At 38.1% G+C, this 25,129-nt stretch carries 24 protein-coding genes; 17 read left to right on the top strand and 7 right to left on the bottom strand.

Translation table 11 applies throughout. The features are described from left to right. The first annotated feature begins 40 nt into the window (after positions 1-40). Both KSU66_RS00120 and KSU66_RS00115 read left to right on the top strand, forming a co-directional pair. Entirely contained in the window at positions 41-568 is a 528-nt protein-coding gene (locus tag KSU66_RS00120; protein ID WP_269049375.1) for a DUF1850 domain-containing protein, read from the top strand. A gap of 46 nt (positions 569-614) precedes the next feature. After that, complete coding sequence (locus KSU66_RS00115) at positions 615-2,597, top strand: TRAP transporter permease (RefSeq protein ID WP_443028920.1); 1,983 nt, start codon at positions 615-617, stop codon at positions 2,595-2,597. Positions 2,598-2,902: 305 nt separating this feature from the next. Here the strand turns inward: KSU66_RS00115 and KSU66_RS00110 are convergent, their stop codons facing one another. Next, a complete protein-coding gene (locus KSU66_RS00110) occupies positions 2,903-3,076 on the bottom strand; it encodes a hypothetical protein (protein ID WP_269049373.1) in 174 nt (57 codons plus the stop codon). A gap of 204 nt (positions 3,077-3,280) precedes the next feature. Between KSU66_RS00110 and KSU66_RS00105 the strand changes: the two genes are divergently transcribed. Beyond that, the gene (locus KSU66_RS00105; protein ID WP_269049372.1) at positions 3,281-4,255 is read left to right on the top strand and encodes a proline dehydrogenase family protein; all 975 of its coding nucleotides are present in this window, start codon (positions 3,281-3,283) and stop codon (positions 4,253-4,255) included. 141 nt (positions 4,256-4,396) lie between these two features. Here the strand turns inward: KSU66_RS00105 and KSU66_RS00100 are convergent, their stop codons facing one another. After that, positions 4,397-5,692, bottom strand: a complete 1,296-nt coding sequence (locus KSU66_RS00100; protein WP_269049371.1) for an L-lactate MFS transporter — start codon at positions 5,690-5,692, stop codon at positions 4,397-4,399. 810 nt (positions 5,693-6,502) lie between these two features. Between KSU66_RS00100 and KSU66_RS00095 the strand changes: the two genes are divergently transcribed. The 4 genes from KSU66_RS00095 (at position 6,503) to KSU66_RS00080 (ending at position 11,774) form a co-directional block, all read left to right on the top strand. Next, entirely contained in the window at positions 6,503-7,108 is a 606-nt protein-coding gene (locus tag KSU66_RS00095; protein WP_269049370.1) for a hypothetical protein, read from the top strand. Positions 7,109-7,224: 116 nt separating this feature from the next. Next, positions 7,225-8,661 carry a DEAD/DEAH box helicase gene (locus KSU66_RS00090; protein ID WP_269049369.1) on the top strand — a complete coding sequence of 479 codons (1,437 nt, stop codon included), beginning with the start codon at positions 7,225-7,227 and terminating at the stop codon, positions 8,659-8,661. Between the two features lie 289 nt (positions 8,662-8,950). Beyond that, positions 8,951-10,576 carry an ABC transporter substrate-binding protein gene (locus KSU66_RS00085; protein ID WP_443028916.1) on the top strand — a complete coding sequence of 542 codons (1,626 nt, stop codon included), beginning with the start codon at positions 8,951-8,953 and terminating at the stop codon, positions 10,574-10,576. Positions 10,577-10,745: 169 nt separating this feature from the next. Further along, positions 10,746-11,774 (top strand): LLM class flavin-dependent oxidoreductase, encoded by a 1,029-nt coding sequence (locus tag KSU66_RS00080; RefSeq protein ID WP_269049367.1) that lies wholly within the window; start codon positions 10,746-10,748, stop codon positions 11,772-11,774. A gap of 59 nt (positions 11,775-11,833) precedes the next feature. Here KSU66_RS00080 and KSU66_RS00075 read toward each other — a convergent pair whose 3' ends face one another. From KSU66_RS00075 to KSU66_RS00065, 3 genes are all read right to left on the bottom strand, one after another. After that, positions 11,834-12,613, bottom strand: a complete 780-nt coding sequence (locus KSU66_RS00075) for an ABC transporter substrate-binding protein (RefSeq protein WP_269049366.1) — start codon at positions 12,611-12,613, stop codon at positions 11,834-11,836. Positions 12,614-12,640: 27 nt separating this feature from the next. Beyond that, positions 12,641-13,546 (bottom strand): AEC family transporter, encoded by a 906-nt coding sequence (locus KSU66_RS00070; RefSeq protein ID WP_269049365.1) that lies wholly within the window; start codon positions 13,544-13,546, stop codon positions 12,641-12,643. Positions 13,547-13,634: 88 nt separating this feature from the next. Then, complete coding sequence (locus KSU66_RS00065) at positions 13,635-13,961, bottom strand: DUF5658 family protein (RefSeq protein ID WP_269049364.1); 327 nt, start codon at positions 13,959-13,961, stop codon at positions 13,635-13,637. A gap of 419 nt (positions 13,962-14,380) precedes the next feature. On the opposite strand from KSU66_RS00065, the gene KSU66_RS00060 reads away from it, so the two are divergent. After that, on the top strand, positions 14,381-14,941 hold the full coding sequence (locus tag KSU66_RS00060) for a DUF420 domain-containing protein (protein ID WP_269049363.1): 561 nt from the start codon (positions 14,381-14,383) through the stop codon (positions 14,939-14,941). Between the two features lie 57 nt (positions 14,942-14,998). On the opposite strand, the gene KSU66_RS00055 is transcribed toward KSU66_RS00060, so the two are convergent. Beyond that, positions 14,999-15,715 (bottom strand): 3-ketoacyl-ACP reductase, encoded by a 717-nt coding sequence (locus KSU66_RS00055; RefSeq protein ID WP_269049362.1) that lies wholly within the window; start codon positions 15,713-15,715, stop codon positions 14,999-15,001. A 601-nt stretch (positions 15,716-16,316) separates the two neighbouring features. On the opposite strand from KSU66_RS00055, the gene KSU66_RS00050 reads away from it, so the two are divergent. The 7 genes from KSU66_RS00050 (at position 16,317) to KSU66_RS00020 (ending at position 22,495) form a co-directional block, all read left to right on the top strand. After that, positions 16,317-17,399, top strand: a complete 1,083-nt coding sequence (locus tag KSU66_RS00050) for an NAD/NADP octopine/nopaline dehydrogenase family protein (RefSeq protein ID WP_269049361.1) — start codon at positions 16,317-16,319, stop codon at positions 17,397-17,399. A 159-nt stretch (positions 17,400-17,558) separates the two neighbouring features. Then, a complete protein-coding gene (locus KSU66_RS00045) occupies positions 17,559-18,008 on the top strand; it encodes a GNAT family N-acetyltransferase (RefSeq protein WP_269049360.1) in 450 nt (149 codons plus the stop codon). A gap of 64 nt (positions 18,009-18,072) precedes the next feature. After that, on the top strand, positions 18,073-18,582 hold the full coding sequence (locus tag KSU66_RS00040) for a GNAT family N-acetyltransferase (protein WP_329958749.1): 510 nt from the start codon (positions 18,073-18,075) through the stop codon (positions 18,580-18,582). 140 nt (positions 18,583-18,722) lie between these two features. Continuing rightward, positions 18,723-19,166 carry an ASCH domain-containing protein gene (locus KSU66_RS00035; protein ID WP_269049359.1) on the top strand — a complete coding sequence of 148 codons (444 nt, stop codon included), beginning with the start codon at positions 18,723-18,725 and terminating at the stop codon, positions 19,164-19,166. A gap of 122 nt (positions 19,167-19,288) precedes the next feature. Then, positions 19,289-19,891 (top strand): SIMPL domain-containing protein, encoded by a 603-nt coding sequence (locus KSU66_RS00030; RefSeq protein WP_269049358.1) that lies wholly within the window; start codon positions 19,289-19,291, stop codon positions 19,889-19,891. A gap of 488 nt (positions 19,892-20,379) precedes the next feature. Continuing rightward, positions 20,380-21,675: a S41 family peptidase gene (locus KSU66_RS00025; RefSeq protein ID WP_269049357.1), complete on the top strand. Its 1,296-nt coding sequence runs from the start codon at positions 20,380-20,382 to the stop codon at positions 21,673-21,675. Between the two features lie 37 nt (positions 21,676-21,712). Continuing rightward, positions 21,713-22,495 carry an SDR family NAD(P)-dependent oxidoreductase gene (locus KSU66_RS00020; RefSeq protein ID WP_269049356.1) on the top strand — a complete coding sequence of 261 codons (783 nt, stop codon included), beginning with the start codon at positions 21,713-21,715 and terminating at the stop codon, positions 22,493-22,495. A 49-nt stretch (positions 22,496-22,544) separates the two neighbouring features. Here the strand turns inward: KSU66_RS00020 and KSU66_RS00015 are convergent, their stop codons facing one another. Next, entirely contained in the window at positions 22,545-23,501 is a 957-nt protein-coding gene (locus tag KSU66_RS00015; RefSeq protein ID WP_443028915.1) for a polysaccharide deacetylase family protein, read from the bottom strand. Between the two features lie 165 nt (positions 23,502-23,666). On the opposite strand from KSU66_RS00015, the gene KSU66_RS00010 reads away from it, so the two are divergent. Together KSU66_RS00010 and KSU66_RS00005 are read left to right on the top strand one after the other, a co-directional pair. After that, positions 23,667-24,422, top strand: coding sequence for an exodeoxyribonuclease III (locus KSU66_RS00010; RefSeq protein WP_269049355.1), 756 nt, complete (start codon positions 23,667-23,669; stop codon positions 24,420-24,422). A gap of 36 nt (positions 24,423-24,458) precedes the next feature. Then, entirely contained in the window at positions 24,459-24,929 is a 471-nt protein-coding gene (locus KSU66_RS00005; protein WP_329958748.1) for an SRPBCC domain-containing protein, read from the top strand. The last annotated feature ends 200 nt before the right edge of the window (positions 24,930-25,129 follow it).

Here is a 25,129-nt window from a genome sequence, read left to right as displayed (position 1 = left end):
TATTCTAAATGAGGTTGTCACACAAGGAAGGATGATGTGGTTGAATAATAGTAAGATTACTCTCTTTATTCTTCTCTTCATTGTCTTTCTTTTTTTGTTATTATTTATACCTTTTCGAGAAGTGATATTGTTCACAGAGCAACGAACGGAAAAACCAAAAGAGCATTACGTTCCATTAAAAGGCGAAATGAAATTTGGAATTAGGTATGTACATTCAATTCATTTAACAGACGTTATTGAGACATACGAAGTGACCGAAGATAGTAAAATTCGGTTCTTATCAATGTCCTATGAGAGTTTAGGAATTGGACTACCCGGTTATGCAGCTGACGGAGAAACATTTTTAGCCGAAAACGGGATGTATACACTTACATATAACGACCATGTAATAGATTCATTTGTGTTATTTATCGCTGCCATTGATGAAGATTTGGCTTTACGGTATAAAGAGAATGAATTAAACTTAAAAGAAAAGTTGGAAAAAGGGAAATCATATAAAGTAAATGTAGTAAGAAAATCCCTCTACCAATTGTCGAAAGGAGTAGACATTAATGAAGCAGAAGAATAATAAAAAAGACGAGCATATAGTGGATCTTGAAGGAGAAGAATTTGCAATGCTTTCGGAGGAAGAACAGCAGGAAATATTGCAAAAATACGACCCTGAATCAAATACACGAGAAGTAAAAGGAAATATGAAAAAGATTGTATTTATTGGGTTGCTCGCATTCTCCTTGTTCCAACTATATACAGCAATATTTGGGCAATATACGGCATATGTTCAACGCTCGATTCACTTAGGATTTGCGTTATCCCTTATATTCATATTATTTCCAGCCAGGAAAAAAATTCGTTTGCAACGTAATAAAGTACCATTTTATGATATTATATTAGCCCTACTTTCTGTTGGCGTTGGACTCTATTGGCCAATATATATTAATGAACTTGTATTTCGTATTGGCCGTGTTTCTGATATTGACTTGGTTGTTGGGGCGCTTGCAATACTGCTTACATTGGAAGCGGCAAGAAGGGCAGTTGGTTTTCCAATCACATTAATTTCTACAATATTTTTGATCTACGCATTTTTTGGCCAGTATTTCCCAGGATTCTTAGGTCATCGGGGGCAAGATCTCAAGAGTATTGTGCAACTAATGTTTTACACGACAGATGGAATATTAGGAACACCGATTAGTGTTTCCGCAACATTTATATTCGTCTTCTTATTATTTGGGGCATTCCTTGTTAAGACTGGCGTAGGTGCTTATTTCAATGATCTCGCTGTCGTTTTAGCAGGACGTTTAGTCGGGGGGCCTGCTAAAGTAGCTATTTTCTCAAGTGCTTTGCAAGGTACGATATCGGGAAGTTCAGTTGCTAACGTTGTTACTTCGGGCTCCTATACAATTCCGATGATGAAAAAGTTAGGGTATAAAAAAGAATTTGCAGGAGGCGTTGAAGCGGCTGCTTCAACAGGTGGTCAAATTATGCCGCCAATAATGGGTGCAGCGGCTTTCCTAATGGTTGAATTTATCGGTGGTGTGACGTATTGGCAAATTGCGAAAGCAGCTGCAATACCAGCACTTCTTTATTTCACAGGAATTTGGATTATGACGCATTTTGAAGCAAAGCGAGTCGGACTTAAAGGAATGACGCCGGATCAAATGCCAGATCGTAAAGAAGTTTTGAAGAAAATTTATCTGCTCGCACCAATCTTTGGGATTATTATCTTTTTACTCATCGGTATCCCAACAATGCAAGCGGCTTTATATGGAATACTTTTGACGATTGTTGTAAGTTCTATTGATAAATCAACGCGTCTTAATTTGAAAGATATGATTAATGCACTAGTTGATGGTGCACGTACAGCACTAGCTGTTGCAGCGGCAACAGCATGTGCCGGGATTATTGTAGGTGTTGTTGTAAAGACAGGGCTTGGTTTAAGTTTAGCAACTGGACTTATTTCAGCTTCTGGCGGGAATGTCTTCCTTACATTGTTCTTTACGATGATTGCAGCGATAGTGCTTGGAATGGGTTCACCGACAACGGCAAACTATGTTATTACTTCAACGATTGCAGCACCAGCGATAATCACATTGCTTATGCTGGATAGTCCTGAAGGTGCGGTTGTTCCTCTTGTCGTAGCAATTTCTGCGCATCTATTCGTATTCTATTTCGGAATAATCGCAGATATTACACCACCAGTAGCACTGGCAGCATTCGCGGCATCTGGTGTCTCAGGTGGAGACCCAATCAAAACAGGGGTTGTTGCAGCAAAACTGGCGATTGCGGCATTTATTATACCGTACATGTTTGTCTTTAATCCGGCACTCCTGATGATGGATGCTTCGATATTTGAAATCGTCTGGGTTACAACAACCGCCATTGTTGGAATGATTGCAATTGGTGCAGGAATTATTGGCTATTGGTATACTAGCTTGCGATGGTTTGAGCGGATTTTAACAATTGCTACGGGAATGTCACTTATTTACCCGGAAACAATTACCGATATTATTGGATTTGCAGCGTTCATTGTACTATTCATGCTCCAATGGTTTTCACGGAATAAAAATAATGATGATACAGAGAAAGCGGTAGTTGCTTAATTTTACTATACATTAAATCCTCTCCAGGTTTATCTATGGAGAGGAATTTTAATGTCTAAGTCAAATGTGTCCTCGGCATGATTTAAACGCAGTTTTTTATTACAGTTCAGTCAATAAATATAGTTGAAATGCACTTCAATCAAAGTAATAATCACGAAAAAATAGCGATACATTCCTAATTTAAATATAGGAATGCATCGCTACTTTATTATATTTTGTAAGTGTAGTCACCTATACTCGGGACTCTTTTGATTTATTGATTTAATAAAACTTAGGTGGTGACTTGACAACTATTCATATAAGCATTATTTATTGTTTTTCTTCTTAATAAGAGCTTTAGCCCTTTCACTTTCAGCGTCTGCTTCAGCCTGATCATCCTGAGCGACAGGACCACCTTCAGCGACCATTTTCTTTGCATTAACAACGTCTTTGTCTTGTCTCAATTCCATTTCATCGGGATCAACAATTTTTTTATTCAATTTTATATCCTCCTTATATCGAACGAGTGAAGTATACCATACTGTTCCCTGATATCGGAAAGATTAAACTTAGTTCAAATGAACTGGGAATTTAGAGCCGTTAATAAAAAAATGAAGTTATGCAAAATATCAGACTTAAAATGGTGAGACGATGAAAATGTATGGTATAATAATGGTAATTAAACTGTGTAAAGGGGTATGGATATGTCATTGGTAAGAGATTTCTTTATTGGGTTGTCAGAAAATAAGCTCCTAAATAGTGCTGCTAAAAAGTACGGTTTAAAATTAGGTGCACAGCTCGTCGTTGCGGGGACAAATGTAGATGAGACAATTGAAAGCATTAAGAAACTAAACGCACAAGGAATCTCTTGTACCGTTGATAATTTAGGAGAATTTGTGTTTGATAAAAGTGAGGCAATAGAAGCAAAAGAAAAAATCCTTTCTGTGGTTGAAGCTATCCATACACATGAAGTCGATGCACACATTTCATTAAAGCCGTCCCAATTAGGTTTAGATATTGACTATGACTTCTGTTTTGATAATCTTAAAGAAATTGTGGCTAAAGCGAATCAGTACGGTATCTTCGTTAACTTTGATATGGAAGATTATGATCGTCTACAACCTTCATTTGACATACTGGAATCACTCTCAAAAGAGTATGATAATATTGGAACGGTAATCCAGTCTTATTTCTACAGAGCTGAAGAAGATATAAAAAAATATAAAGATTTCCGTCTACGTATTGTAAAAGGTGCTTATAAAGAACCTGAAGAATATGCTTATCAAGATAAAAAAGACATAGATGACAACTATATTAAACTTATTGAATACCATCTATTACATGGCAAATTTACTTCGATCGCAACACACGATCATAATGTGATCGACCATGTAAAAGAGTTTGTTAAAGTAAATAATATATCAAATGATAAATTTGAATTCCAAATGCTTTATGGATTTAGATATGATCTTCAGCTTGAGTTAGTACGTCAAGGATACAATGAATGTACATATGTTCCTTTCGGTAATGATTGGTATGGTTATTTCATGCGCCGACTTGCAGAGAGACCACAAAATTTAAATTTGGTTGCTAAACAAGTGTTCAACAAGAAAACCAACACATTTATTGGCCTAGCAGCAGGAGCATTTTTGTTGGGAAGACTCACTAAGAAAAAATAGATACATATCTTTTGCCGCTCCTGTTTATTTAGGCTGGAGCGGCTTTCTTTATTCATCTCGCCTCAACCATATATTTTCCGTGGTTGGGAAAATAATAGCCGAAACCTCATCCCATTTTAAAGGGAGTGGTTTCGGCTAATTTTATTTAATGCTTTCAATGGCTGGTAATACAACATCAATAGTCTGTTTAGTAGGATGCTCACCTGACGTTTTAACTTTCTTAATATCCAGCTGAATTAATATAGAAATAATGAATGCTATGACAAACATGCCGGCGAAGAAAAGTAGACTGCTTTCGTAGCTACCTGTAGTATCTTTCATCCAGGCGGCAAACATTGGACCTGCAAGACCGGCAGCAGACCAAGCGGTTAATATATACCCATGTATGGCGCCAAGTTGCTTCGTCCCGAAAATGTCAGCAATATATGCAGGTATCGTTGAAAAGCCGCCACCGTAGCACGTATAAATAACTGCGAGCATTATCTGAAAGATGATTACATTTGAAGTAAATGGAAGCAAGGCGAACAAACAAATTTGGATAACGAAAAATGTTGTGTATGTCTTTTGTCTGCCCAAGTAGTCAGAGATAAAGGCCCAACCAAATCGACCAGCGCCATTAAATATGCCTAGCACCCCGACAAGTGCCGCTGCCTGTATCGTTGTCATTCCAATACTGTCTATAGCGAGCGGTTTTGCTGCAGATAAAATTGCGATTCCGCATGTCACGTTTATAAACAGCATCAACCATAAATAGTAAAATCGTTTTGTTTTGACAGCTTCATTTGCTGTTAACTGAGAGAGATCGAGTTTCTTTTCTACTTTTCCGGATTTAACTTTATCTTCAAAGCCTGCTGGAGACCAGTTCTCCGGTGGCTTTTCAAGGTATAATGATGATAAAATCATAATCAATAAATACGAAGTACCTAAAATGTAAAAAGTGTTCTGTAGTCCAACTGATGTAATGAGTAATTCCATAATTGGGCTACTGATAGCTGCGGCAAAGCCGAAACCCATAATTGCAAGTCCGGTTGCAAGACCGCGGTGGTCCGGAAACCATTTAACGAGTGTCGATACTGGAGCAATGTAGCCGACACCAAGACCGATACCTCCGATTACACCATAAAATAAATAAAGCAATGGTAAGGAAGAAGCGCCTACAGCAAATCCTGATCCAATTACACCAGTACCAAAAAATAATGCAGCAAGTAGTCCTGCTTTTTTAGGACCATATTTTTCGACAAAATGTCCAAGAAATGCAGCAGATAAACCTAAAAATAAAATAGCAATACTGAATGTGAGCTGTACTTGGCTTGTTGACCAGCCAAACTGTTCAATGAGTGGATTAGTAAAATTACTCCAAGCGTATACGGATCCAATGGAAATGTGGATTCCGACTGCAGATGCAGCAATAAGCCATCTATTTTTCGTTTTCTTCACTCTCATGATCTCCTTCATCTCCTTTGAGGTATCAATAGTGTTTTGAAAAATGGAACAATAAACAACGGACTAATTTGTTTGACTGTGTAATGCGGTAGCTAAGCGGAATTGTATTGGACAATAGAATCGGCCTGGTATCCTAAGTCAGATAATGGTGTATGTTCGCCACTTTATTATTTTTGAATTGGCAGGAATAACAGTATTTTCGTAAATCACACCATATGCAGGGTCGTCAAGTGAAAATCTCTAGTAATGTCAAATATATTTATTTATAACCCCCTTTGAAGTATGCTACTAGTATACTTCAATTTGAAAAAATAACCACATAGATTGTTGAAGAATCGCGAAGGTGATTAACTATTCTGTCGGTTATTAAAGTTGTTGAAGAGCGGGGATACGCAGTTTGGATAGTGGTTAAAGGAAGTTCTCCATTTAAAATAGGTGTCTATATGTGTATGTTTTAATTGCTTAAGGAATCGTCATGAGCATAAAATAGCCAAACATTTGGAAATGAATACGCTATATATGGAGGTTTATTGAATGTTCTGACTACCTAACTTGGATGGGGCGTGGGCAAGGAGGATACGCCGGATTAATTCAATAAAATTATAATTTTCCTTGAAATTAGTATCGTGATTAATATACTTAAGGCAAGACGGTTAACGGGGGCGGATGAGTATAGTATACTGTTATAGAATACATGAAAAAAAGCCATTTAAAAGTCGCGTAGTTTTTATGACTCTTCGGTTTGTGGGAAATCCGTAGTTAATGCCTTAGTTACATAAATATATAATGTTAGGGGAAAATTCATTGAAAAAGATATTAATACTTTTTCTTGTACCGCTGTTTATTTTATCAGCTTGTGGAAATGATGATGAAAGTAACCAAAAAGAAGACGTGTCAAAAAATGATGGAGAAAATCAATCAATTGAAGTCGATAAAGGACTTTTAAATGTTGAAGTTACTTTACCAGCTTCGTTCATTGATACAGAAGAAGAAAATCATGAACAAATGATTGCTGATGCTAAAGCAGATGGGGTCAAAGATGTTGTTGTAAATGACGATGGTTCTTTCACTTATAAAATGTCTAAAGCAAAGCATAAAGAAATGTTAGCGGAAATGAAAAAAGGATTACTTGAGACGATTGATGAGATTAAAAACAGTGAAGATTATGTTTCAATTATAGACGTCAAACATAACAAGTCTTTCACTGAATTTACGTTAATGGTCGATCAGGATTTGTTTGAAAATAGCTTTGATAGTTTTGCCACAATGGGCATCGGTATGTCTGCTATGTTCTATCAACTATTTACTGGGGCAAGTGTAGATGATTATAAGGTGTCAATTGATATAGTAAATGAAGAATCTGGTGCGGTAATTGATACAGTTGTTTATCCAGATGCGTTTGAAGAATAAGTTGTGCGATGGGCTGAAGTCTTCGGACATCAGCTCATTTTTAACAAAGTAGTCTCTTAACTAACGTATGAGCGCGGTTTATGAGATAATATAGTAAGAATGAGAGGCGGATTACGATGGGATTTCAAGATTATAACTTAAGTGGCGAGATACAACGGGCACTAAAAGGGCTCGGTTACACAGCACCGACAGAAGTGCAGGAGAAGGTAATTCCAGCAGTACTAAATAAAATGGACTTGGTCGTTAAATCACAAACGGGGAGCGGGAAGACGGCAGCATTTGGTATTCCGATTTGTGAAATGGTGGACTGGGAAGAAAACAAACCGCAAGCACTTATTTTAACACCAACGCGAGAACTTGCAGATCAAATTAAGAAAGACATCACAAATATTGGCCGCTTTAAGCGCATTAGAGCCGCAGCTATATATGGTAAACATCCTTTTCACTATCAAAAAGAAGAACTACGACAAAAATGCCATGTAGTTGTTGGTACACCTGGCCGAGTATTAGATCATATTGAAAAAGGGACATTTGTGCTTGATCAAATCGATTATTTGGTACTTGATGAAGCAGATGAAATGCTTAATATGGGCTTTATTGAACAAGTTGAAGCGATTATTACAAGATTACCAAAAGAACGAACGACGATGCTTTTCTCCGCAACGATTCCGGGGAATCTTGAGAAGTTGAGTCAAAATTATATGAAGAACCCAACGAGTATCGAGATTGAATCAACGGCTACACTAACTGATAAAATAGACCATTCATACACGGTGGTTAAAGAAGAAGATAAATTTGATTTGTTACGCGCTGTGACGATTGTGGAAAATCCAGATAGCTGTATCATATTTTGCCGTACAAAAGACCATGTAGACACGCTAACGGACCGGCTTGAAGACCACTTTTATACTTGTGATAAGTTGCACGGGGGCATGGATCAGGAAGACCGATTCGCTGTTATGGATGAATTCAAACGCGGTGAATTTCGCTATTTAGTGGCGACAGACGTTGCCGCACGTGGAATTGATATTGACAGCATTACGCATGTGATTAACTATGACCTACCTGTAGAGAATGAAAGCTATGTCCATAGAGTAGGAAGAACTGGACGAGCAGGGAAAAAAGGGAAGGCAATTTCATTTGTAACGCCAAACGAAGATAGGTTGCTTGCAGAAATCGAAGCGTATGTCGGCTTTAAAATACCAAAGCGCATTTCGCCATCGAAGCAATCTGTGGCAGAAGCAAAAAATGCTTTCACTGAAAAGATGGAAAAACTGCCGAAATTGAAACAAGATAAGAGTGAATTGGTCAGCAAAGATATTATGAAACTCTATTTCAACGGTGGAAAAAAGAAGAAAATACGCGCTTTCGATTTTGTTGGCACGATTACAAGCATTAAGGGTGTTACCGCTGAAGACATCGGGATTATTAAAATCCAAGATACTGTGTCGTACATTGATATACTAAATGGTAAAGGTACACTTGTCTTAAATGAAATGAAAAAGAAGACAGTTAAGGGGAAGTTATTGAAAGTGCATAAAGCAAAGAAGTGAAACATAACAACATATTATGAATCAGTGTTTTGCGGAAGGCCTTCATTGCTTTTCCGTCGGACAAAAGATGCAAGTTAATTCGCGGTCCCAAACATTTATATGTTTGGGGCCTTTCTTATTTCATAAACGAATTTATTATAAACACCTCTGTATAGGACCGCGATTTATCTTGACGAAAAAAGTAAAGTTATATAAGATGAAGCGATATCAAAAATGGGTGCGAAATAGTGATAATTATTAGATAGATAGTTTTAAGTCATTATTGCACATATAAAAGTAGGGGGGAATTATGTTGAACAGGAAGTTTTTATTGTTAATCAGTTTGCTCTTTATTCTATTACTTGCAGCTTGTTCAGGAGAAAATAAGGATGACGCTAAAGAAAAAAGTGAAGACGGGAATCCTCAAAAAGGAGGTTCGTTAGTGTATGCAAGGGGTGCTGATTCAATTGGCTTAGATCCTATCAATATTATTGACGGAGAGTCAATTCGCGTTACGCATGCTATTTTTGAAACGCTATTTGAATACGATAAAGATCTTGAGTTACAACCAAAATTAGCGAAGTCATATGATACAGCTGAAGATGGTTTGACGTGGACAATCCACCTCAGGGACGATATAAAGTTCCATGACGGGACAGACTTTAATGCGGATGCAGTCGTTTTCAATTTCGATCGTTGGATGGATCCTGAAAACCCTCATCATATTGGAGATTTTCCGTACTATCCATTCCTTTATGGAGGATTTAAGGGGGATCCAGATCATAAAATAGACTATGTAAAAGCCGTAGATAATTTAACTGTGGAAATTAAACTGAAAGAAAAGCTAGCTCCTTTCATTAGTTTTCTAGCGATTCCGATGTTTGGTATTGCAAGTCCTGATGCAATTATAGAATATAACGAGAAGTTTTATGAAAATCCAGTAGGTACAGGTCCCTTTGAATTTGAAAGTTGGACAAGGAACGACAAAATTGTATTGAAAGCGAATGAAAACTATTATATAGAAGATAAACCGCTTTTAGATAAAATCATTTTCACTGTTATTCCGGACAATTCTTCACGTTTGAATGTTTTATTGACAGGTGAGGCTGATATTATTGATGGTATGAACCCCGGGGATGCTGACACGGTCGAGGCTGATGGAACTTTGCAACTCATTAAGCGTCCAAGCTTTAACACCGGTTATATGGTGTTCAATACACAAATAGCACCATTTGATAATGTGAAAGTACGCCAAGCGATTAATATGGCTGTCGATAAAGAAAGTTTGGTCGATGCTTTTTATAACGGATATGCGGAAGTGGCAAAAAACCCAATTCCTTCATCTTTGTGGGGATATAATGATGACATTGTAGATTATCCATATGACGTTGAAAAAGCAAAGGAATTATTGACAGAAGCTGGTTATCCTGAAGGGTTTAAAACTAAGATATGGACAATGAGTAATCCAAGACCCTATATGCCCCAGCCACTAAAGATTGCAGAAGTGATGCAGGCTAATTTAAAAGCAATAGGCATTGATGCGGAAATCGAGAGTTATGAATGGTCGACCTATCTTGAGAAAACTGGGAACGGTGAGCATACCATGGCCATGTTCGGTTGGACTGGCGTAATGGCCGATCCAGACAACTTCTTATATCCAAATTTAAGCAGTACCAATACTGAGAAACCGGCGAGTAACCGATCATTTTATGAAAATGAGGAATTTACATCTTTATTGGAACAAGCTCGTGTAACGTTTGATCATGAAGAACGTATAAATTTATATAAAGAAGCACAGGAAATTTTCCATGAGGATGTTCCTTGGTTACCAATTGCCAATACAACTTCACCTATAGGCCTTGCTGATTATGTAGGAGGTTTCGAGGCACATCCAATGGAAAATGATGATTACGCCAAGATTTATTTGAATCAATAATGTGATGAAACGAAGAAGTGCGATAACTCCGTGCTTCTTTTTTTCGAGAAAATATGATACATCTAAATAATATAATTGAAATTAAAATGATCGATAAGTAATCGGAGCCTGATTAATAGAAGAATTGTCTTTACAACTGTATCATTTCTTATTAGTACGAGATAAGGAGATGTATGAATTGCATACCGATAATATAAAGAGATTCAATAATATACCACTCTCTGTTTTAGATACTTCGCCTATTAATGAAGGAAGTAGTGCAGGAGAGTCGTACAAGAATAGTGTAGAAGTAGCTCAGCATGTTGAAAAATGGGGTTTCAACCGTTATTGGTTAGCTGAACACCATAATATGCCGGGTATTGGAAGCTCTGCGACTTCAGTTCTGATTGGTCACATAGCAGGCGCAACAAAACGAATACGCGTTGGCGCGGGTGGCATAATGCTTCCTAATCATGCACCGCTTGTCATTGCGGAGCAGTTTGGCACACTTGAATCCATCTACCCGGAACGAATTGATTTGGGTCTAGGACGTGCACCTGGCTCTGATCAGGCAACAGCTCAAGCGCTACGTCGTTCCTTGCATAGCAGTGGGGAAGATTTCCCGGAACAATTGGCCGAGCTTCAAGCTTATTTTTCACCAGACAGATCTGCCCGTGTTCGTGCGGTTCCAGGGGAAGGGCTTGAGATTCCGATATGGCTTCTAGGATCAAGTGGCTTTAGTGCGAGGCTCGCGGCGAAAGAAGGGTTACCGTTTTCATTTGCGAGTCACTTTGCACCGGCTTATACTTTGCCGGCTATGCAACTTTATCATCAAAACTTTAGACCTTCAAAAATGCTCAAAGAACCGTATGCTATGCTCGGCGTTAATGTAATTGCAGCAGAGACGGACGAAGAAGCGGAATGGTTGGCAACATCACTACAACTTCAGTTTTTAAGTCTAGCATCGGGATCTACACCAACTAAATTTCAGCCACCTGTTAAAAATATGAACGATTATTGGTCACCTGGTCAACGTTCAATTGTGGAAAAAACGCTAGATTCATTTTCAACGATTGTCGGAAGTCCGGAAACAGTTAAAGAAAAGTTAGAGAAATTTATTAGTCAAACAAGAGCAAACGAACTAATCATTAACACGGCAGTATTTGATCAGAAAGCCCGGTTACGTTCCTATGAAATACTTTCGGAAATGATGGACTGAACATAGTAAAGGCCACAAATCCTAATTGGATTGTGGCCTTTTCATAATTAAACTATTTTTCACCTTAGTATAAATTCTTGTTTAAAGTAGTGTGCTGCCTTAATCATTCTGGCACCATACCAAAACATTTCGCCATCGACAATAATTGGAGTGGCATTAGGCATCATTTTTAGGAACACCTCTTTGTGTTTCTCCTCAAATGGATAGGGTTCTGTTGCTAGCAATACATAATCAAGCTTCGCATCTTGGAAATCCTCTACAGTAACAATGGGATAGCGACTTTTCATCGATGTAAATGGATTGATGAATCCCATTTCATCTAAAATTGATTGTATGTAAGTATCTTTTCCAGCGACCATATAAGGCTCATTCCAAATTACATAGGCTGCTCTTTTTTTATTTAATTTCGGTAGTGTTAAAAACTCTGTTTGTATTTTAGCTACTAACCGACTTGCTTCTATATATCTATTTGTTAAATCCCCAATGGAAGTAATCATGCGATAGGCGTCAGGTATAGATTGGACTTCCGCTACATAAACAGGGTAATACTTTTCCAGTATTTCAACAATATCCTTTGTATTCTCTTCCTTCTCAACAATAATAAGGTCAGGATTTAGCTCTCTAATTATTGCGATGTTTATTTCTTTTGTTCCCCCAATAACTTGCGCATTTTTGACTTTGTCTTTCGGGTAAATGCAATATTTCGTTCTACCAATAATTTCAGAATCCAGTTTTAACGCATAAAGTGTTTCAGTAATTCCTGGGCAAAGTGAAATTATCCTTTTTGGTGGAAAGTTATATGTGATAGTTCGCCCAATATGATCAGTGACCGTTTTCATGTTCTATAAACCTCTCTTCAATTTTTTTTAAGCCCCTAAGTAAAACAAGACAATAGGTATTGTGATAATGCTAATTAGAGTCGTGACAAATGTAGTAAACGATACCAAATCGGGTTCTGTCCCAAATTGTAACGCGAACATTGTTGTGTTTGCGGCGGCAGGCATTGCTGCTTGTAAAATAATAACCGCTTTAAGCAAGTCGCTTACGGGCATAAAATACAAAATTCCGGCAGCAATCAAAGGGGATAATACCATTCTAATGACGGTGACTGCAGAAACGTAACGATAGGCGACCCTTTTTTTTGAAATTGCTGCAAGCTGCATACCGAGTACAAGCATGACTGTAGGTATGGAAGCATCGGCAACGAGACTAATCCCTTCCATTAACGGTTTTGGAATGTTAAGTGAGGTTAATTGAAGTCCTATGCCTAAAAAAGCGGCATAAATAAGTGGCATGCGGATCACTCGTTGTATTGATTGTCGTAATGTCGCTTTTTCCTTCCCACCAATTGATGCAAAAAAGATGCCGACAGAATTCATTAACAAAGACTGGAAAACCATCATAATAACTGCATAGTCAAACGCGACAGCTCCGAATGCGAATAGCACAACGGGGGCACCGTAGTTTCCGCTATTCATGAAAACCCCGCCAAGAATCATCGCGGATAGTTGTGGTCGTGTTGCCTTCATCGTCAATGCAGATATCCATACAACAATTAGTAGTACTACCATAAGAATTAAACAAAATAATATAATATAAAAATAGTCCATCGTTAACTCATTCGCATAAAAAGTTCTAAATGCTAAAAATGGGGACATTAAGTAAAGCGCAACTGTAGAAATAGATTTGATATCAAAACCTATTAATTTTTGTCCTATGTAGCCGATGAAGAAAATAATGAACACCGGCAAAATAATCAAAATTAAACTCAAAGTGTTTCATCTCCAAAAGAATGTCTTCTTACTATCATAGCAGAAGTCGAAGGATTAATATGGAAAACTTAAGTCATAAGGATCCGGGTTACAATGTAAAACTAATCCATACAATATGCAGTATGAGTACAAGGATATAAAACAGAATAGTAAATCGAACGAGAATATGGAGAAATGGTTTGGATTCTATTTTTGTGAAAATGTACAGGAGAAAGAGAGGTAGTCCAATTTTAATCGTATAAAAACCGATAATGCTTGTATCATAAATAAAACGAACTAGTGGATTCGCTTCCTGGATATGGTTGTTACGGATACCGAAATCAGTAAAGAACGAGTCTAAAATAGCTAAAGATAATAGAAGTATTCCAGCTTTTAGAAGGCTGTTACGCGGTTGTGATAAAATTTGGATACTCACAAAGGTATTCTCCTTTCGATTGAATAAGATTATTATGAACATAAGTCTATACAAAACTAGGTTGTGTAAAAGAGACTTCATTTATACCTTATTCTAGTAGGGATAGTAATTAGTTCTCGTACTAAAATACAATTGTTATCGATAGTACCTGAATTATTTGTATAATCCCCTTATTTTTACACGCTAAAGCATGTAACTTTTTAGTGAAATACATCAGGGAATTCCAAAGTTTTTAACTAAGGTTATTTTAGTGGCAAATGATCTTGCTCAAAATGTATAGAAACGACAATAAATCGCTACAAACATTTGTCATGTTTACGAACTTTGTCTCCTGGGTAGTTGTTGAGTAAAAAAATGTGATAAGCTGTTTAGATAAAGAAAATAAGAAAATGCAACGCTAAGTTGGAAGGAATGATTTTATGAATGACAGTAGGAATAATGCATCTGGAAAGCCTTTTAAAAAACGGAATTATAAACCAATAATTATCGCACTATCAGTAATCTTAATTGGCGCAATTGGTGTTTTGTCAGGAATGAATGGTGTTGAAGACTTTGACGCCTTTGACGTAACGATATTGCCTCTAATGAACGCAATCTTTAACAGTTTCACCTTTTTGTTTTTGGTAGGAGCACTTATTGCTATTTTAAGGGGAAATGTAAAGGTTCATCAACGCTTTATTTATGCGGCGTTTGTTATGACATCGCTCTTTCTCGTCACTTATGTGTCGTTTCATTATTTAGCGCCATCGACACCTTATGGCGGAGAAGGATTTATGGCTGGATTTTATTACTTTATTTTAATTACGCATATTATACTTGCGGCGGCAATTGTTCCACTAGCGCTTACGAGTGTGGCTCGCGCTTGGAATATGGAGAACGAGCGTCATAAGAAAATTGCTCGGTGGACAATGCCAATCTGGCTCTATGTTAGCTTTACAGGTGTGCTCGTGTATATTTTGATTTCACCATATTATTCATAATTAAACGACAAAAAGCCTTCCAAGAAATTTCTTGGAAGGCTTTTTGAATAGATTATATTAAGGATTTGTTGACCATAATCCTGCGGACTTGATAAAGACACGTGAAGGTAGTTTTAATTGTGATACCATTACTTGCGCTAAATCTTCTGCCTGGATTACTTTGTCAGGATTTCCGTCGGTGAGATTTGCATCGATTGCCATATCAGTACCAATTGTACTCGGTGTCAATGCCGTAACACGGATGTTGTGCTTTCTAACTTCTTGCATCAGTGATTCAGTAAGACCTAAAACACCAAATTTTGAAGCACTGTAAGCACTAGTAACTGCTCCTCCTCTTTCTCCTGCAGTTGATGAAATATTAATGATGTCGCCAGCTTCTCTTTCAATCATGTCAGGAAGAACAGCTCTAGTAACGTAATAAACACCCATTAAGTTAACATCAATAATTTCTTTGAATTCCTCAGGAGAAGTATCGAGGAACTTGGCAATTTTGACGATACCAGCATTGTTAATAAGAATGTCAATTTGACCTAGTTCTGATTTTACGTGCTCAACTGCGGCAATAACTGCATCGTTATTTGATACATCGGCAGTTGCCATCGTTACTTCGATGTCGTATTCTTCTAATTCTTTCACTAAATTCTCTAGGTTAGCTGGAGTTCTGCCAACTAGTCCTAGATTGATGCCTTCTTTTGCGAAAGCAATTGCAGTTGCTCGGCCAATACCTCTACCTGCACCAGTAATTAAAGCTGTTTTACCTTTTAAGATTTGCATATATATTACCCCTTTATCGTAAATGATTTACCTATTTAAGTATACCAAACGTAGAACATGTAACCTAAATAAGCGTCTTACCAGCAATTCACAATAGATCCATAACAATAGTTTGTAATTAGCCCTTTGATTTTCTATATATAAATTCGTGCAATAGGGAAAATAGCGATAAATGGTTGCAGAAGATTCGACCTAATATTTGGGGTTACGGCACTAATACTCAATTTGATTATGCCTAAAACTTTTCAAGTGAAACTATCAAAACCTATATCCCCTTGGAAACCGTTGATGGCATTAAGCGCTTGGTCAAATATTAATTCGCTAACTATGCAGAAACCTGTCGAATAGTCATAACATTTTAAATCGTTTCGTTTAGAGTTGTTATTAGTGCTATAGTAGAGCAGTAAGGTGGGTTTATTGCTAAACCTATTTAATGAGAAGTCTATTTTAGTAGGAACTTGTTTTCATTTTATTGAGAGAATGTTTTTTTCTGAAAACCTTTTGTAATACTCTTTGTGAACGCTCTCAAAGGTTTGTGTAAAATGGGCCCGTAACTATGGAATTGATGCAAATTTGTAATCAAATCATTGGAGGGAACTTTATGAAGATCACAGTAGTAGGAGCAGGACACGGAGGTACGACAATTGCGGCGGATTTGAAAAAGAAAGGTCACTTGGTGACATTGTTGAAAACGTCCAAGGGGCTGCATAATGAACATTTTGAGTATCTAATGAATAATGAAGGTAAAATAACAATTTTGGATAGTTCCGAGGAGACGACGGTAAACTTAGACTTAGTGACGACCGATGTTGAACTAGCAATAACGGGTGCTGAAATCATTATTATTTATGTTCAAACAAATTACCATGAGCAAGTTATTGAGCGTATCATTCCATTTATGAATGAAAATCAAATTGTGTTACTAGAACCTGGTTACTTATCGACAGCCTATTTCTTGAAACATGAAAAAGAAAAAAGTCTTACCATTGTAGAAGCACAAAGTTCACCTATTGATTGTCGGATTGCTGAACCTGGAAAAGTGAAAGTCTTATTTAAAAATGTGCGAAATCCAGTATCGATATTTACAGACAAAGATGAAAAAATTATACAGGAAAAATTGGACAAATTACAATATAATTTCGTTTACCTAGAATCTATAATTGAAGCTGCGCTCCATAATCCCAATTTAATCGTTCATACGATAGGTGGAATTATGAGTATACCTAGAATTGAGTATACTGACGGGGACTATTGGATGTATAAAGAAGTGTTTACACCCCATATATGGAACTTAGTCGAGAGCCTGGACAACGAAAAAATGAATGTGCTTGAGGCAATCGGTGCGGAAAGATTACCATATGTAGAAGCGTGTAGGTTCCGCAATTTTGAAGATGTGACGATAGACGCTAAAGAGGCATTCCTTACTTATGCGAAGAATAGTTCACCAGAAGGCCCATTTGTTGCAGATTCGCGGTTCATTACAGAGGATGTGCCTGAGGGTTTAGTCTTATTAGAATCGTTAGGGAAGATGTTGGATGTTGAAACCCCTACTTGTACTGGTTTGATAAATACAGCTTCAGCGGCATTAAACATAGATTTCAGGAAGAATGCTAGGACTGTAGAAATGCTAGGGAAAGAAAATCTAGAAAGAATCATTGAATCGCGTGCTGTCGTGATTTTATAGGGCGTAGTTACGAATTCTTTTAATATTTGTGAGAAAAAGATTCGCTATGCAATATTGCATGCGGATCTTTTTTAATTTGAGGAGATTGAAGGTAATTTCAAGATGATTGTAGAAATAGACTAACATGTTGCAATATTTTATTGATTGGAGGTTATAGGGATGGAACCCAAAGTAGAAAGAGTCAATGATTTAAACTCGATTGATATTTCACATTTAGTCCAAGAGAGCGAATCGGAGGGCTATCGCTTTTTATCGCGGTTGGTAGGAGACTATGAGGATGGGACAAACAAGTTTGATAAACCAGGCGAGGCACTTTTTTCAATTTGTGATAAGGCCGGGAATGTTGTTGCAATTGGCGGTGTGAACCAATCCCCTTTTTCGGAGGATGCTCAAACGGCTCGTTTACAAAGGTTTTACGTATTAGACGATGCGAGAAGAATGGGTGTTGGTTCACGTTTGCTTAAAGAAATTGTCAATCATTCACGTGGCTCGTTCAATGAATTAAATGTGCGAACTGAATCATCGAAGGCGGATGCTTTTTATAGGGCAAACGGCTTTGAATTTGATGATTCAGCAAGCGAAACAACACATTTATTGAAATTTGACTAGGGTAATTTAGCCGGATCGTTTCCGTGCTTGTCATGGGAGCGATTTGTTAGATGGAGGGGTTAATTTGATAATTAGAAAAGCTGGTCTTGCGGATGTAGCTGGTATCGCGAATGTCCATGTGGATAGTTGGAGATCGACATATAAAGGAATTGTGCCTGATATATTTTTGGACAGTCTTTCGTATGAGACTCGCGAGCAAATTTGGACGACTGGGGTAAAAGAAAATCATGTTTACATAGCAGAAGATGAGAATGGAAAAGTTGTGGGGTTTGCTACAGGTGGAAAAGAGCGAACAGGTGAATATGAGGCTTATGTTGGCGAGTTGTATGCAATTTATCTCTTGAAAGAGCAGCAAGGAAAAGGGGTAGGGAGAATGCTCTTCCAGTCAGTTGTGGAAGATCTAAAAGTGAAGAAGTTGGATTCGATGCTTATTTGGGCAATCGAAGATAATCCTGCCTGCCGTTTTTATGAGGCATTAGGTGGCAAGAAAATCGATACGACAGAAATCGAAATTGCAGGAAAAAAGTTGAGTGAAGTCGCGTATGGATGGGATAATTTATTGGGCTTTGATTAAAAATGTAACCATTCATACGCCTTGGATTGAATTCGTGAGGGGCGGATATTACGTTCATGCTCGGGAACTAAAGTAAATTGCTGAGGAAATCAGTGGTTTTATTATGCACTAAATGTGATGTGGAAAGGGGCTTCTTAAAAATGAATGAGGCGGCACAAATCTATTGGAAAGAATATTGGAATTGCACGGAGAAACCTGCTTCTGTCAACGCATGGATGTTTGGCGTATCTCCGGATGAGCTTGCGCAACTTGTCATAGACGGAAAAAAGACAGCAACATGCTCCGGGCATGTATTTTATGAATTGGACAAAGAGCCATTGCCCAAGGTTGATGAATATAGCATTATATTAAATGGTAAGGAAGAGCCGGTTGCGATCATTAAAATTGTAGATGTTTCTATAATGTCTATGAATGAAGTGCCAGAAGAATTAGCGCTCGCTGAAGGAGAAGGTCCATATGAATATTGGAAATCGGCGCATGAAGCTTTTTTCACAAGTGAATTAAAAACAGTTGGACTTGAATTTTCTGATGATATGCTTTTGGTTTGCGAGCGATTTCAGCTGATAGATGTAAAGACGAAGTAGCACTACATATTTTTTCCTGACAATGGGCATAGAATTCTATAAACCATAGTAAACGCCAGGAAAGGTGGAGGAAAATGTATTATCCGAATGTACATCAACCTAATCAGACTAAGTCTCGAATCATGACAGTGATAGGAAATGGAAGTCTATCAGTTGAACCGAATATTGTTCAAATCCAGTTGGAGGTAGTTACTGAAAATAAACAGCTTAGCCAGGCTCAAAAAGAAAATGCTACGGCCATGAATCAAGTAATCGAATCGTTACTGGAATTAGGGATAGGCAGGGAGAACATACAAACAATTTCCTATACGATATACCCCCAATACGACTATATCGAGGGCAAAAAAATATTTAGAGGCTATGAGGTTACAAATGCAATTACAGTTAAAACCACAAACATAGAAGAAGTTGGAAATGTGATAGATGTGGCTGTTGAAAATGGTGCAACAGGGGTATCAAATATTCATTTCACAGTTGAAAACCAACAATTGGCGTATCAGGAAGCATTAAGTTTAGCGTTGAGAGATTCATTAGCCAAAGCGCAAACGATGGCCCAGACAATGCAACTTCAACTAGATCCAAACCCTATTAAAATTATTGAGCAAGGCAGGGATCAGCCTGTTGCGTATCGAACACTTTCGACAATTGAGAGTACCGGATCCACACCAATTGAACAGGGGCAAATTACGATTACTGCAACTGTCAGCGTACAATATCGCTATTAGAAAAGTAGATTATATCTACTAATTACACGTAGCAGATAAATATGAAACTAAAGAATAATTGCATATTATAACGTAGAAATACTACTAAAATTAATCCAATGATGTACAAAATGTTCACTTGTTTTTCCGCACCCATTAGATTCCCAATCAATTCAAGTATAGCAACCAGTTGGTTGGGCATTGGGGGCATGAACAACCATCCGAAACAATTGATGTGGAATTTGAAGACTTGGAAAAGAGTGTATAGAGAATTGGATGAAAAGGGCGTGGATCATGTCTAGTGTGGAGAGGCAATGAATAAAGGCGAGGTTGTTTTTGAAGTCTTGAAGTCGGGGCATGCCAAGTATATGTTTAACAATCAACGCTAACTGCAATTAATGGGATTAGTGGAAACCCAATGGGCGTTGATATACATAAGTTTGGAAATGCTAAGGCCCTTTCTGCCGACAATATACCGGGTATTAACTTGATAAAGGGGAGAAAAACTAGTGTATAAAGATATTTTTGACGAAATCATTTCGATTATGCACCATGATTATTCAGGGGTTACAGATAAACAAGGCTGGGACAAACCTGATGATTTTAGGGACAACTTAAACAAAAATATGGAATTATATTCAGCTGATGATTTTGTCGAATTTGTTAAAGATTACCTAATTGATTTCAACGACAATCACATACATTTCATGCACACGAAGCAAGAAAATGGAAGCGAACTAGAACAAGTTCGTGGGTTCAAAGTGCGTCGGTTTGAGGAAAAACTTTATGTTACTTCTGTTACTAATAAAGGAAGCATTACGAAAGGAAATACGATTATGGCCTTAGACGGCATCCCTATTTTAAAGTTGAGAGAACGCTATAAACGTTATTTGAATGAAAATCATGCAGAGCGTGAAAATTGGAATCCGCACTTACTCAAACATAAGACTTGCACCATCATGAATGATGACGGAACGACGGTTGTGGTGGAAATGGAAACCTTCGATAGAGTACCGGCACCACCTACCTATTCCATTGAAAAGATGATAGAAGGACCTTTACTCGTCACGTTCACAGATTTTGCAGACCCAGATACTATCTCCTCGTTAATTCGTGACAATGAAGATTTACTTGGCTCCGCCGAATCACTAATTGTTGATGTTCGGATAAATAATGGTGGATCAGATGCAAGTTATTTTGAGCTATTGCCTTATTTATTTCCAGATGGAGAAAAAGATTTTTTTGATCCGGAATTGCATACGATGCTATACAATTGCACGGAACGGACATGCGATTTACAAGTGAGATTAATTAACGAGAAACTTCCGAATATTGAAGACGAACAGACTAAAACGATGTTTAATCTATTTAAAACCTTTTTCGAAAAGAATCATGGAAAAGGATTTGTTGAATTTGGTGATGAAGGGGATAATACCGCCATTATTAAAGGGAAGAAGACGCCGGAGAAAGTAATTGTCCTTTCGGATGTTTACTGTGGTAGTGCTGGAGACTCATTCGTTGAAAATACTAAGCTTTCCGATAAAGTGACAGTTATTGGGCGGGCAACAGCGGGTCTGAATGATTATACGAACCTAACGATTATGAAATGGGAAGAAGGATTTGAACTTTGGTATCCAACATCGAAGCTAAAGCGAGTTGATGATGGGAAAGGAATGACAGGGATTGGTATTGCACCTGACATTTATATTCCGTGGACACCGCAGCATATCCACGAGGACGTAGACATGAAACAGGCGTTGGCTTTACTTGCAGAAATCGTACCTATCGCCAATGAACAGGGATAAAGAAATGCATCGATTAAATTCAAAAGGGTGAATCACATTGGAACTAGGATTAAAAGGAAAAGTCGCAATTATTACGGGGTCGAGTAAAGGAATTGGGCTAGAAACAGCACTGCATTTAGTAAAGGAAGGCGCGAGGGTAACTATTTGCGCACGAAACGGAGAAAATTTAAGAGAAGCGGCCACCCGTATCTTCAATGAAACAGGTATTGAGGTTCATAGCATCGAAACAGATGTCACGATAGAAGAAGATTGCAAGAGACTCGTCACATCCACTGTAGAGAAATATGGTCGATTGGATATTCTCGTTAATAATGCAGGAACTTCGGCAGCAAATCCATTTGAAGAAGTAGGAACGGATCTTTGGCAACAGGACTTGGATTTAAAACTATTTGGTGCAATTCATTGTTCTAGGTATGCACTCCCTTATATGCGGGAAGCTGGCGGCGGTTCAATTGTGAATGTAACGGCACAGGCTGCCAAGACACCTCCCGCATCCTCACTACCGACAACAGTGAGCCGGGCAGCGGGAATGGCGCTTACGAAAGCGATGAGTAAAGATCTTGGACCCGATAACATTCGAGTAAACACTCTCTGTATTGGCTTAATTCGCAGCGATCAAGTCGAAAAGAAATGGAAGAAAGAAGCCCCTGAACTTACATGGGAACAGTTTTCAAAAGAAGCTGGGAATGATATCCCTCTTGGACGTATCGGTAATACAGATGAGGCGGCAAATGTCATCTTGTTCCTCGTGTCAAATGCTGCCTCCTATGTTACGGGGACGTCCATTAATATTGACGGAGGATTGGCAGGAGCACTGTAAACTCCATAAAACCCATATGAGCGAAAAGTAATCGCTTATATGGGTTTTCCTATTTCGAGATAATCCGGTCTTCGCTCATGATTTCGGTTACTGTTCCGAGTACATAGCCTTTATTTTTGATTTCTTTGATTATTTGTTCTAAACCTTCAGCGGTTGGGCTTGTTGGATGCATTAAAATCATTGATCCATCGGAAACTTCAGATACGACGCGCTTCACCATTTCTGAAGAAGGGGGATTTCTCCAGTCAACTGTATCAACTGTCCAAAGAATTGTTAACATATCGAGCTTGCGGGCCGTAAGTATCGTTTCTTGATTAAAACTGCCGCTTGGCGGTGCGAACCACTTCGGTTTAACGTCAATTGTTTCCTCAATTACAGCATTTGTTTTTTGTAGCTCTTCCATCGTCTCGTTAGGTGATTTTTTTACGAGGTCAGGATGACTATAGGCATGGTTCCCGATTTCATGACCTTCCTTATAGATCATCACCGCAAGAACGGGATTCTTTTTAACCCAGCTCCCATCGAAAAAGAATGTTGCTTTTACTTGGTTGTTTTCGAGCGCTCTTAAAATGGGTGGAATGAATTCGTTCCCCCAAGCAACGTTTATTAATAATGCGACCATTGGTTTTTCGGGATTCCCTTTGTATATAGGTGACGGGGGAAGATCGCTTAAATGGATTTGTGGGGGAACTTCCGAATAAACTAACTTTTTCTCATCAAAGCTATCGTCCTTTTTCATGTTCAGATAGCTTTCATCAATGTCCACGACTAGACCGTTGTAGCCGGGTATTGCTTTCCATACTCGGTCAACCTTGGCGTCAATTGGTTCAATATTATGTTGATCGGCATAGGATTGAATTTGTTCAATTAAAGATTCCTTTTCAGCATTGGTTGTTGTGACTCTCACTGTTTGTACGGTGTTGTCAGGATCGGGATTTGTAATTACTTCTAGTGAGAATACAACAAAACCAATAAAAAATAGGGAAAATATGATTGTTTTTTTCATGATGTCCTCCCAATATTAATAATCATTTCCACTTATTAGTTCCCCACTATTAAGATTCAATACATGGATTTATGGTAAGCTTTTGAATAAGAAATCTCCGGATTATGTTATGATTTGTATGGAGAAAAGACAGAATTTATATATTTTTTTAAAGGGGTCAAGTACATGAAGCTAGTGTCATGGAATGTGAATGGACTAAGGGCAGCTGTACGTAAAGGGTTCTTGGATTATTTTAATAAAGTAAATGCAGATATATTTTGCGTGCAAGAGATAAAGTTACAAGAAGGACAAATAGATTTGCCTTTAGAAGGCTATTACCAGTATTGGAATTATGCTGTTAAGAAAGGTTATTCAGGGACGGCTGTGTTTACGAACGAAAAACCAATATCCGTGAAATATGGGGTAGGGGATTTGAATGAAGAAGACGAAGGTCGTATTCTTACGTTGGAATTTCCGCAGTTTTACCTGGTGAATGTCTATACACCAAATGCGCAGCGAGATTTAGCGCGATTACCCTTACGTCTGGATTGGGAAGACGCACTGAGAGGTTATTTAAAAGACTTGGACCAAGTAAAGCCCGTAATTTTATGTGGGGATCTCAATGTTGCTCATGCAGAAATTGATGTCCGCAATGTAAAGTCCAATATAGGAAACTCTGGTTTTACATTTGAAGAACGCGGGAAGATGACCCAGTTATTGGAAGAAGGTTTCGTAGATACATATCGGCATTTTTATCCGAACGAAGAAGGTGCGTATACATGGTGGTCATACATGCGTACCGTGCGGGAGCGAAATATCGGCTGGCGCATTGATTATTTCATCACATCGAAGAGGTTAGTACCGTATTTAAAGGATGCTGCAATCCATTCAAGCATACTAGGCAGTGATCACTGTCCGATAGTGTTGGAAATTGAGCTATAAGGGGTAAAGTACAGAAGAGAAAGGGTGTTAATTTTGATGGCAAAAATTAAGATGACTGAAAAAGGATTAGTTGCACAGTCCGAGCGACGACTACATCACTCTGTAGAAGATGTATGGGCAATGCTAACGGATAATGACTTGCTGAAAAAATGGTTTCAGGAGCTTAGAGTCGGGGATTTACGAGAAGGCGGCTTCATGAAGTTTGATATTGAGGATGTTTTGCATGAAGAGCTTGAAATTACTGAACTCATAAATCTTTCTGTGTTGGAGTTTGATTGGTTCGGCGACGAAGTGCGTTTTGAATTACATTTTGCAGAATACGGTTGTTTATTGTTATTCAAAGAAAAAGTCAACTTGATAACGGAACAAACTAAAAAAGATTTAGCAGGGTGGCATGTTTGTCTTGACGTGATCCAGGCATTGCTTGATGGCAAGTCGATACTAAGGGAAACAGAATGGGAAAAATGGCACCAAGAATACGTGCATGTACTTGATAAATTTATTTAAGTGGACACGCAGTAAATATACGAAGAGCATCTGCCTTATGTGGCAAATGCTCTTTTTGTGTGCGCCCAGCATGGGCGTAATCTATAGGGTGTAAGTCCCGAACTGTGAAGGTAGAAGTAACAGTTAGCTTAACGCAAGGGTGTCCATGGCGACATGGAATCTGAAGGAAGCGAGCGGCAAACCTCCGGTCTGAGGAACAC

Source organism: Sporosarcina sp. G11-34 (assembly GCF_026931025.1).
Note: the sequence above shows the minus strand (reverse complement) of the source record. Positions and strands in the feature narration are given on the sequence as shown.

What these genes read in the sequence shown, in the direction of transcription:
- KSU66_RS00115 (WP_443028920.1), top strand. Translation starts at nt 615, where the DNA reads ATGCTTTCGGAGGAAGAACAGCAGGAAATATTGCAAAAATACGACCCT.
- KSU66_RS00105 (WP_269049372.1), top strand. Translation starts at nt 3,281, where the DNA reads ATGTCATTGGTAAGAGATTTCTTTATTGGGTTGTCAGAAAATAAGCTC.
- KSU66_RS00090 (WP_269049369.1), top strand. Translation starts at nt 7,225, where the DNA reads ATGGGATTTCAAGATTATAACTTAAGTGGCGAGATACAACGGGCACTA.
- KSU66_RS00085 (WP_443028916.1), top strand. Translation starts at nt 8,951, where the DNA reads ATGTTGAACAGGAAGTTTTTATTGTTAATCAGTTTGCTCTTTATTCTA.
- KSU66_RS00080 (WP_269049367.1), top strand. Translation starts at nt 10,746, where the DNA reads ATGTATGAATTGCATACCGATAATATAAAGAGATTCAATAATATACCA.
- KSU66_RS00075 (WP_269049366.1), bottom strand. Translation starts at nt 12,613, where the DNA reads ATGAAAACGGTCACTGATCATATTGGGCGAACTATCACATATAACTTT.
- KSU66_RS00060 (WP_269049363.1), top strand. Translation starts at nt 14,381, where the DNA reads ATGAATGACAGTAGGAATAATGCATCTGGAAAGCCTTTTAAAAAACGG.
- KSU66_RS00055 (WP_269049362.1), bottom strand. Translation starts at nt 15,715, where the DNA reads ATGCAAATCTTAAAAGGTAAAACAGCTTTAATTACTGGTGCAGGTAGA.
- KSU66_RS00050 (WP_269049361.1), top strand. Translation starts at nt 16,317, where the DNA reads ATGAAGATCACAGTAGTAGGAGCAGGACACGGAGGTACGACAATTGCG.
- KSU66_RS00045 (WP_269049360.1), top strand. Translation starts at nt 17,559, where the DNA reads ATGGAACCCAAAGTAGAAAGAGTCAATGATTTAAACTCGATTGATATT.
- KSU66_RS00035 (WP_269049359.1), top strand. Translation starts at nt 18,723, where the DNA reads ATGAATGAGGCGGCACAAATCTATTGGAAAGAATATTGGAATTGCACG.
- KSU66_RS00030 (WP_269049358.1), top strand. Translation starts at nt 19,289, where the DNA reads ATGACAGTGATAGGAAATGGAAGTCTATCAGTTGAACCGAATATTGTT.
- KSU66_RS00015 (WP_443028915.1), bottom strand. Translation starts at nt 23,501, where the DNA reads ATGAAAAAAACAATCATATTTTCCCTATTTTTTATTGGTTTTGTTGTA.
- KSU66_RS00010 (WP_269049355.1), top strand. Translation starts at nt 23,667, where the DNA reads ATGAAGCTAGTGTCATGGAATGTGAATGGACTAAGGGCAGCTGTACGT.
- KSU66_RS00005 (WP_329958748.1), top strand. Translation starts at nt 24,459, where the DNA reads ATGGCAAAAATTAAGATGACTGAAAAAGGATTAGTTGCACAGTCCGAG.